General features: G+C 59.9%; 7 protein-coding genes. All 7 read left to right on the top strand.

The genetic code is table 11. From position 1 onward, the window contains the following. Positions 1–2,967 (top strand): RHS repeat domain-containing protein (locus BFP90_RS07280; protein WP_141688937.1); only part of this gene is annotated, 2,967 nt, incomplete at its 5' end. Beyond that, entirely contained in the window at positions 2,924–3,337 is a 414-nt protein-coding gene (locus BFP90_RS07275; protein WP_065896355.1) for a hypothetical protein, read from the top strand. The genes BFP90_RS07280 and BFP90_RS07275, both read left to right, overlap by 44 nt. A 136-nt stretch (positions 3,338–3,473) precedes the next feature. After that, positions 3,474–4,613: a Fic family protein gene (locus tag BFP90_RS07270; RefSeq protein WP_065896354.1), complete on the top strand. Its 1,140-nt coding sequence runs from the start codon at positions 3,474–3,476 to the stop codon at positions 4,611–4,613. Positions 4,614–4,687: 74 nt separating this feature from the next. After that, the gene (locus BFP90_RS07265) at positions 4,688–4,930 is read left to right on the top strand and encodes an exodeoxyribonuclease VII small subunit (RefSeq protein ID WP_003176346.1); all 243 of its coding nucleotides are present in this window, start codon (positions 4,688–4,690) and stop codon (positions 4,928–4,930) included. Continuing rightward, complete coding sequence (gene ispA, locus BFP90_RS07260) at positions 4,927–5,814, top strand: (2E,6E)-farnesyl diphosphate synthase (RefSeq protein WP_065893139.1); 888 nt, start codon at positions 4,927–4,929, stop codon at positions 5,812–5,814. The genes BFP90_RS07265 and ispA overlap by 4 nt, the downstream gene beginning before the upstream one ends. A 110-nt stretch (positions 5,815–5,924) precedes the next feature. Continuing rightward, entirely contained in the window at positions 5,925–7,823 is a 1,899-nt protein-coding gene (gene dxs / locus BFP90_RS07255) for a 1-deoxy-D-xylulose-5-phosphate synthase (RefSeq protein WP_065893138.1), read from the top strand. A 141-nt stretch (positions 7,824–7,964) separates the two neighbouring features. Next, positions 7,965–9,839, top strand: a complete 1,875-nt coding sequence (locus BFP90_RS07250) for a TonB-dependent receptor domain-containing protein (protein ID WP_065896353.1) — start codon at positions 7,965–7,967, stop codon at positions 9,837–9,839. Positions 9,840–9,997: the final 158 nt, after the last annotated feature.

The raw sequence follows: 9,997 nt of genomic DNA, 5'->3' as shown, positions 1-9,997 counted from the left end.
GTGGCGGTGGACTACCAGGTTCATCGCGCCAAAGGCCATGAACCCTTCGTGTGGGTGACCGAGCAGAACGTCGTTTCCTACGCCTACGACGATGCTGGACGACTGGTGTCGGCGACCAATGCCGTCGGTGAACGCGAGGTTTATCGGTACGACGAACAGCACGTCATTCTTGAGCGGCAGTTGGCCGGTGGGGCGGGTTTCTTTTGGGCGTGGGAAAGGTCTGGTAAAGCCGCGCGCTGTGTCCGGCACTGGGCCAGTTTTTCGCAGATGGACACGCGCTATGTATGGAGCGATGACGGCAGCGTCAACGTGCACAACGCCGATGGCAGCCAGGAAGTGTACGTGCATGACGACCGGGCGCGACTGGTACAGCGCATCGATCCCGACGGTGCCCGGCATTTCAAATCCTACGACGACAAGGGCCGACTGACCGTCGAGCAGGACCCGCTGGGCGCGGTGACGGCGTATCAGTACGACGAAGCCGGACGCTTGGTCGCGCTGTTTCCGGGAGAGGATGAGCCGACGTCCTACGAGCATGACAATGGTTTCGTACGGGTCGTGCGGCGTGGTGAGGCAGTTTGGAAATACGAGCGTAATGAGCGAGGCGATGTCATCCGCAGGATTGATCCGGAGGGCAACGCGACCGACTACAGCTACGACAAGCAAGGGCAACTGACCGGGGTCTGGTATCCCGACCACAGTTGTCATCGGCTGGTGTGGAATGAGCGTGGGCAGCTTGTTGAAGAACAGCTGCCCAACGGTGGCATCAAGCGCTATCGATATGACGACCTGGGGCGGCAGGTTGCGCGGGAGGATGAATACGGCGCGCTGACTCAGTATCAATGGGACGCGGTAGGACGCTTGACTCGCTGGGTACTGCCGGACGGCGCTACGCGGGAATTCAGCTACAACCCCTACGGAAAAATCATCGCCGAACGCGATGAACTCGGCCACGTCACCCGCTACGAATACGCCGACGGACTGCACCTGATCAGCCGCCGCATCAACGCCGATGGTACCCAGGTCAAGTATCGCTACGACAATGCCCGCCTTTTGCTGACTGAAATCGAAAACGAAGTTGGCGAAACCCATCAACTGGACTACCACCCCAACGGCCTGATCCGACAGGAAACCGGCTTCGACGGCCAACGCACCGCCTACGCCTACGACCTCAACGGCAACCTGCTGGAAAAGACCGAACACGGCGACGACGGTAGTCAGCTTGTTACCCAATACGAGCGCGACCATGCCGGTCGTCTTGTAAGAAAAACCCTCCCCGATGGCAATACGGTCGACTACACCTACGACCGCCAAGGCAACCTCCTCAGCGTCGAAGACGGCCACTGGGCGCTGGCCTACGAGTACGACAAACAAAACCGCCTCACTGCTGAGCACCAGGGCTGGGGCACCTTGCGCTATGGCTACGATGCCTGCGGGCAACTTCAACATTTACGCCTGCCGGATAATAACCGTCTGACCTTCAACCACGACAAAGGCGGCCACCTGGCCACCGTCGAGCTGAATGGCGCACTGCTGACCTCCCACCTGTTCCACGCCGGCCGCGAACACCAACGCCAACAAGGCCAACTGCTCAGCCACTACCACTACGACGACCAAAACCGCCTGCACGCCCACGCCGTCACCCAGCAAGGAAACCACCTTTACCAACGCCAATACGACTACGACAAAGCCGGCAACCTCGCCCGCCTGATCGACACCCGCAAAGGCGAACACCGTTACCGCTACGACCCACTAAACCGCCTGACCCGCGCCGATCACTCGCAAGACGTACAGGAGCGTTTCGGCCACAACCCCGCCGGCAATTTGCTTATGCAAGACAGGCCGGGGCCGGACATCGTGGCGGGCAATCGCCTGATGATCCAAGGCGGTCACCATTACGACTATGACGCTTTTGGAAATCTAATAAGAGAACGGCGTGGCAAGGGTCATGCACTCGTCACCGAGTACCGCTACGACTGCCAGCACCGGCTGATCGGCCTCACCAAGCCCAACGGCCAAACCGCAAGCTATCGCTATGACCCGTTTGGTCGACGTATCAGCAAAACCATAGAAGAGAAAACCACAGAGTTCTTCTGGCAAGGCGACAAGCTGATCGCCGAACACCATGCGGAACGTCATCGCAGCTACCTCTACGAACCCAACAGCTTCCGCCCGCTGGCACTGCTGGAAGGCTTCGGGCCGGAAGACGTAAAGCCCTACCACTACCAACTCGACCACCTCGGCACACCGCAGGAACTCACCACGCCCGACGGTGAAATCGTCTGGTCCGCGCACCACCGCGCCTACGGCGAAATCAGCCGCCTCGACGTCGGCAAAGTCGACAATCCGCTGCGCTTCCAAGGCCAGTACTACGACCAGGAAAGCGGCCTGCACTACAACCGCCATCGCTACTACAATCCGGATATTGGTCATTACCTGACGCCCGATCCGGCGAAATTGCCGGGAGGGATTAATGCGTACCAGTACGTGCCCAATCCGACGGGATGGGTAGACCCGTTAGGCTTGAGTAATTGCCCGGAGGGAAAAGGATGCAACGCTAAAAAAGAGCCTAAGGAGCCCGCGATTGATGTCCAAGTCGATGCAGGCGAACCAAATAGTCCATCTGCAACACAACGTCCGTCAGCATTTGCCAGCAAGCAAAAACTCAATGAGCATTACGAGAAGCACGGTTCTGAATTCGGCGCCGACTCTAGTCACGAATACTTACTCACCGCACGACATGTAATAAATGAAGGTACGCAGGTTCAATATTCGTACAGAAACGCTCCAACAACCGGATATGTTTTACTAATGGGAACAAATAGGACAGGGAAAGCGAAATTCGCGTTTGCAGGAACAAATACAAGCGGCCATATTACGACTTTACATACGAAAAGCGGGAAAGACTTCTGGAGAATGATAAATGGCGACCCCTCTGATAAAACCATTAGACCACACAAAAAATAGCTATATAAAAGCACAGGTGTTAGCGCTCAACGAGCATATAGAGGAAGACATAACTCTGCTCATTGAGGGAACCATCATAAATTGCTTCGTCAGCTATTCCCCCCACGACATAGAAGTTGGAAAAATCTATGACGTCGAGCTGACAATGAATCTATCTGATGATTACGAGATTGAGAGGGTTGAACCCAGAACACCACTGATTGAAAAGATAACTCCCGGCTACGCCTACCTACTTTACGGAAACCTAAACGACACACAATTTCAGAGCTTCGTCTCATTAAATGATGAGGACATTCACTACGATCATCCTGAATGTAACGAGCGTTTCATAAAACTAAAGGTCGACAGAATCGACGTCAGCTTCCGTTGATATTAAACGCCCCCCCCGGAAAACGCACTCGGTGGCCCAATGCAGCCTAGACGGTGAGCCGAATAGCAAGCACAATCGGCTCACTAAATGAGCCGAATATCCCCTCTATTCGACTCACACACCCAGGCGTCCCCCTATGAATCAACCGCACTGGATCTGGCAACACCTCGACTGGCCCCATTTCCACTGGCAGCCCGGACGCTTGGCTGCTTTGCTGCGCGAATGCAGTCACTCCCAGGGCAAACTCCTGGGCATGCTCGGCTCCGCTGGTCAGGTAGCCAGCGCGCAGAACGAGCTGGACGCGCTGCTGCAAAACATCCTGACCTCCTCCGCTATTGAAGGCGAGCAACTGAATGTCGGCTCGGTGCGGTCCTCCCTGGCGCGACGGTTAGGCCTGGAGGCCACGAAAGCCGGTCAGGTAAGCCGCCGTAGCGAAGGCCTCGCTGATCTGATGATGGATGCCACCGAGCAATTCGCCAAACCGTTCACCTATTCGCGCCTGATGCATTGGCACTATTTGCTGTTTCCAACTTCGCAAGCGAGCGTTTTCACGCGAGAGATAACTGTCGGGGGGCTGCGGGGGGATGAGCAGATGCAGGTAGTATCGGGCCGTCTTGACCGGCCTACCGTGCATTTTGAGGCGCCGCCACGCGCGGGGCTGAAGCAGGCGCTCGATGACTTTCTTGAGTGGTTCGAACTGAGCCGCAGTCAAGCGGAACTGGACCCCTTCATACGTGCCGGCGTTGCGCATTTCTGGTTTATCACGCTTCACCCGTTCGATGACGGCAATGGTCGCCTGACACGCGCCATCACTGACTTGGCCTTGGCCCAGGGCGACCATCACGCGATACGCTTTTATGCGATGTCAGCCAGTATCCTTGAGGACCGCCAGGGCTATTACAACGCATTGGAGTCCAGCCAAAAGGCCACGCTCGATATCACGGATTGGCTCGAGTGGTTTCTGAGAACGTTGTTGCGCAGCCTGCAAGAGGCAATGGCGCGGATAGATCGTGTGTTGAGCAAGACGCGATTCTGGGACCACCACCGCGGCGCTGCTTTGTCTACCGAACAGACCAAAGTGCTCAACCGCCTGCTCGACGGCGGTGAAAGGGGTTTCGAACAGGGCATCAGCGCCGCGCAGTACCAGGCGGTGGCCAAGGTATCCAAGGCAACCGCCACGCGGCACCTGGCTGACCTGCTGGAAAAAAACTGCCTGATCCGTCTGCCCGGAGGCGGTCGCAGCACGCGTTATCAGATTAATACTGCGGGCGAGTAAGCCCCCACTCATTTGCCCCAATCCCCCATGTCTGCTAGTGTCGCGCCGGTTTACCGTCTACCGGAATTGCCGCCATGGCCCGCAAAAAAGTTGCACTCGATTTCGAACAATCCCTCGCCGACCTGCAAACCCTGGTCGAGCGTCTGGAGAACGGCGAGTTGTCGCTGGAAGACTCGTTGACGGCATTTGAGCAAGGCATCGGCCTGACCCGTGACTGCCAGAGCGCGTTGGCGCAGGCTGAGCAAAAAGTGCAGGTGTTGCTTGAGCGCGATGGGGAGTTGGCCGAAGAACCTTTCGATGCGGAACAACCCGAATGATCGATGCGTATCAGGCCAGTAGCCAAGCCCGGGTAAATGCGGCGCTGGAGCCCTTGTTTGTTGCGCCGAGCCCGGAAATGAAGCGGCTTTACGAGGCCATGCGCTACAGCGTGATGAACGGTGGCAAGCGGGTGCGCCCGTTGCTGGCGTATGCCGCGTGTGAAGCGCTGGGTGCGCCAGCCGAGCAGGCCAATGGCGCGGCCTGTGCGGTAGAACTGATTCACGCCTATTCCCTGGTACATGACGATCTGCCGGCGATGGACGACGACGATCTGCGTCGCGGCCAGCCGACCACCCATAAAGCCTTTGATGAAGCCTATGCGATCCTGGCCGGAGATGGCCTGCAGAGCCTGGCGTTCAGCGCATTGCTGGACCCGGCGCTGAGCAGCGTCAACGCCGAGACCCGCCTGCGCATGGTCACCGCGCTGGCCCTGGCCGCAGGCCCGGCCGGGATGGTCGGCGGGCAGGCGATCGACATGGGTTCGGTCAGCCTCAAGCTGGATCAGCAAGCCCTGGAACACATGCATCGTCACAAGACCGGCGCGCTGATCGAAGCTGCCGTGCAACTGGGCGCACTGGCCAGCGGCCGGGCTGAAGCGGCGCAATTGGCGGCGCTGCAAACCTATTCACGGGCTGTCGGCCTGGCCTTCCAGGTGCAGGACGATATCCTCGACGTGGAAAGCGACACCGCCACCCTCGGCAAACGCCAGGGCGCCGATATCGCGCGGGACAAGCCGACCTATCCTGCGCTGCTCGGGCTTGCGGCCGCCAAGGCCTACGCCCTGGAGCTGCGCGATCAAGCCCTGGACGCCCTGCGACCTTTCGACGCGGCGGCTGAGCCGTTGCGTGATCTGGCGCGGTATATCGTCGAACGTCGCCACTGACAGCTGCGGCCATAAGCGCCGCAAATCGGCCAAGTTCGCCCCTCTGCGTGGGCAGTTTGCAATGCTTGAGGTAAACTGCCGCCTCTTCTATACCTATAACGATTCGCCTGATGCCCACGACGTTCCAAGAGATTCCCCGCAAGCGCCCGTCCACGCCCCTGCTCGACCGCGCTGCCACGCCGGACGGCCTGCGTCGACTGGGTGAAGCCGAGCTGGAAACCCTGGCCGATGAACTGCGCCTGGAATTGCTCTACACGGTCGGCCAGACCGGTGGGCATTTCGGTGCCGGGCTGGGCGTGATCGAGCTGACCATCGCCCTGCACTACGTATTCGACACCCCGGACGACCGGCTGGTGTGGGACGTGGGCCACCAGGCGTATCCGCATAAAATCCTTACCGGCCGTCGCGAGCGCATGGCCAGCCTGCGCCAGAAGGACGGTATTGCCGCGTTTCCACGGCGTTCGGAGAGCGAGTACGACACCTTTGGCGTCGGCCATTCCAGCACCTCCATCAGTGCAGCGCTGGGCATGGCGATTGCCGCCCGCCTGCAAGGCAGTGAGCGCAAGGCGATCGCGGTGATCGGTGATGGCGCGCTGACCGCGGGCATGGCCTTCGAAGCGCTGAACCATGCGCCGGAAGTGGATGCCAACATGTTGGTGATCCTCAACGACAACGACATGTCGATTTCGCGCAATGTCGGTGGTTTGTCCAATTACCTGGCGAAAATCCTCTCCAGCCGCACCTACGCCAGCATGCGCGAAGGCAGCAAGAAAGTGCTGTCGCGTCTGCCCGGCGCGTGGGAAATTGCCCGTCGCACCGAAGAATATGCCAAGGGCATGCTGGTGCCCGGCACCTTGTTCGAAGAGTTGGGCTGGAACTACATCGGCCCGATCGACGGCCACGACCTGCCCACCCTGATCGCCACGCTGCGCAATATGCGTGACCTCAAGGGCCCGCAGTTCCTGCATATCGTCACCAAGAAGGGCAAAGGCTTCGCCCCGGCGGAAGTCGACCCGATCGGTTACCACGCGATCACCAAGCTCGAGCCCCTGGACGCCCCCGCCGCTGCGCCGAAAAAGGCCAGCGGGCCGAAATATTCCGGCGTGTTCGGCGAATGGCTGTGCGACATGGCCGCCGCCGACCCGCGCCTGGTAGGCATTACCCCGGCGATGAAGGAAGGCTCCGACCTGGTGACCTTCAGCGAGCGTTTCCCGCTGCGCTATTTCGACGTGGCGATTGCCGAGCAGCACGCGGTAACGTTCGCCGCGGGCATGGCATGTGAAGGCGCCAAGCCGGTGGTCGCGATTTACTCGACCTTCCTGCAACGCGGTTATGACCAGTTGGTGCATGACGTGGCGGTGCAGAACCTCGACGTACTGTTCGCCATTGACCGCGCCGGCCTCGTCGGCGAAGACGGCCCGACCCATGCGGGCAGTTTCGACCTGTCCTACCTGCGCTGCATCCCCGGCATGCTGGTCATGACGCCGAGCGACGAGAACGAATTGCGCAAGATGCTCAGCACCGGCCACCTGTACAACGGCCCCGCCGCCGTGCGCTATCCGCGCGGCAATGGCCCGAATGCGGTGATCGAGAAAGACCTGGAGCCGATTGAAATCGGCAAGGGCCTCCTGCGTCGCCAGGGCAGCAAGACGGCCTTCCTGGTGTTTGGCGTGCAACTGGCCGAAGCCTTGAAAGTCGCTGAGAAACTCGATGCCACCGTGGTCGACATGCGCTTCGTCAAACCACTGGATGAAGCCCTGGTGCGCGAGATTGCCGGTAGTCACGAACTGCTGGTGACGGTCGAAGAAAACGCCATCATGGGCGGCGCCGGTGCGGCGGTCAGTGAATTCCTGGCACGGGAGAATATCCTCAAGTCGGTGCTGCACCTGGGCTTGCCGGATATGTACGTCGAACACGCCAAGCCGGCGCAGATGCTGGCTGAATGCGGGTTGGATGAAGCCGGTATCGAGGCCTCGGTGCGCCAGCGTTTGGCGCTTCTGGCCCTGTAGAAACCGGGACTAAATGTGGGAGGGGGCTTGCCCCCGATAGCGGTGTATCAGTACCAGATGTTCTGACTGACACACTGCAATCGGGGGCAAGCCCCCTCCCACATTTTGATGTGTACACCCTTCAAACGCTATGGACAGCCCATGAAACGCCTGAGCCTTGCCCTGCTGCTGCTACCCTGCGCCGATCTGCTCGCCGACACCCGCGACCAGGCCTTGAAACTCTCCGACGTGGTCATCAGCGCCAACCGCCAGGTGCAGGCGCGCAATGACAGCAGCGCCGCCAACACCGTATTCACCCGCGCCGATATCGACCGCCTGCAGCCCGACAGCGTTACCGACCTGCTCAGCCGCGTGCCCGGGGTGCAAGTGGCGCCCACCGGTGGACGTGGCAGTCTGCCGGGCATCTACATTCGCGGTACAAAATCGGCGCAGAGTCTGGTGCTGGTGGACGGCCAGCGCATCGCCAATACCACCTCCGGCGACAGCGGTCTGCAATACCTCAACGTCGACCAGATTGAGCGCGTGGAAGTGCTGCGCGGCTCACGTTCGGTGATTTACGGCAGCGATGCGATCGGCGGGGTGATCCAGGTGTTTACCCGACGCAACGCCGAGCAAGGCTTGCAACCCCGGGTGAAGCTGGGCTTTGGCAGCCACCAGACCTGGGAGCGAAGCGTCGGCCTGTCGGGCGGCGATGAACAGACTCGCTTCAACCTGGGCGCCAGCCTGGATGAAACGGCCGGCATCAACTCGACCCATCAGTCGTTTCCCAGCGACGGCGACCACGACGCCTACCGCAATCAGTCCCTGAGCCTGAACCTCAGCCACTCGTTCAGCGATGCGCTGGAACTGGGCTTCAACCTTTTGGATAACCGCGGCAAGTCGGAGTACGACAACAGCTTCGGGCGCTACGACTTCGCCACCGGGCAAAGCTTCGGCCAGAAACCCTACACCGATTACACCGTCAGCAGTGCCAGCGGCTATGTCGACGCCACCCTCAGCGAAGGCTGGCAGTCGCGCCTGGAGCTGGGCCACAGCGAAAACCGCGACACCAAGCGCGACACCCTAAGCGATGATTTCAGCGTGTTCAATACCTACCGCGACTCGGTCAACTGGCAGAACGACCTGACGCTGAACGAGCGCAACAGCCTGATCGTCGGCGGCGACTGGTACGAAGACCGCTTCCACGGTTCCACCGCGTTTACCGAAGACAGTCGCTGGAACCGTGCCGCCTTCGTGCAGCATCGCTTTCACGGTGAATGGTTTTCCACCGAACTGGGCCTGCGCCGCGACCAGAACCAGCAGTTCGGCGGCCAGAACAGCTGGAGCGGCACGCTGACAGTGCCGATCAACCCTGACAATGACGTGTTGCTCAGCTACAGCGAAGGCTTTCGCGCACCGACCTTCAACGATCTCTATTACCCCGACACGCAGTACAGCAACCCCAACCTGCAGCCTGAGACGTCAAAAAGCTACGAGGTGCAATGGCGCAGCCAACTGGCGAACAGCACACGCCTGGAAGCCTCGCTGTACCGCACCGACCTGAGCGATGCGATCATCCTTGACGGTGGCAAGCCGCAGAACGTGGCATCGGCGCGAATCAATGGTGTTGAAGCAGCGCTCAAGCAGGAGTTGTTTGGCTGGCAAGGCAACCTGGGCGTGTCGTTGATCGACCCGCGTGACCGCGACAGCGGCCATACCCTGGCGCGCCGCGCACGGCGCACGTTGAACCTGGACCTGGATCGGCAGTTCGATAAGGTCGGTGTGGGCGCGAGCTGGCAGGCCATCAGCAGCAGCTACGATGACGAAGCCAATCGTAATCGCCTGGGCGGCTATGCCTTGCTGGGGCTGCGCAGCAGTTGGGCGTTGAACCGCGAGGTTTCGTTGTCGTTGAAGGTCGATAACGTGCTGGACAAGTCTTATGCGCGGGCGAAGTACAGCTACCTCGAGGGGTATCAGAATTATCGCGAAGCAGCCCGGACGTGGATGCTCGGGGTAACCTGGACACCCGAGATTTGAGTTGTCTGAACCGGCGTCATCGCAGCATAGCTGCCAACACAATTCCAGTCCCCCCCAACCCTAACCACGATGCGAAGCGAGCCGCTCCTGATCTTGATCTGCTTTTGATCTTGATCTCAGGCGCCCCGTTAAACCACGCTGGCCGAACGCAGGCTTGA

The sequence above is a fragment of the Pseudomonas sp. 24 E 13 genome (genome assembly GCF_900004715.1).
Taxonomy (GTDB): domain Bacteria; phylum Pseudomonadota; class Gammaproteobacteria; order Pseudomonadales; family Pseudomonadaceae; genus Aquipseudomonas; species Aquipseudomonas orientalis_A.
The sequence above is the reverse complement of the archived record's forward strand: the minus strand, read 5'-3'. Positions and strand labels throughout refer to the sequence as shown.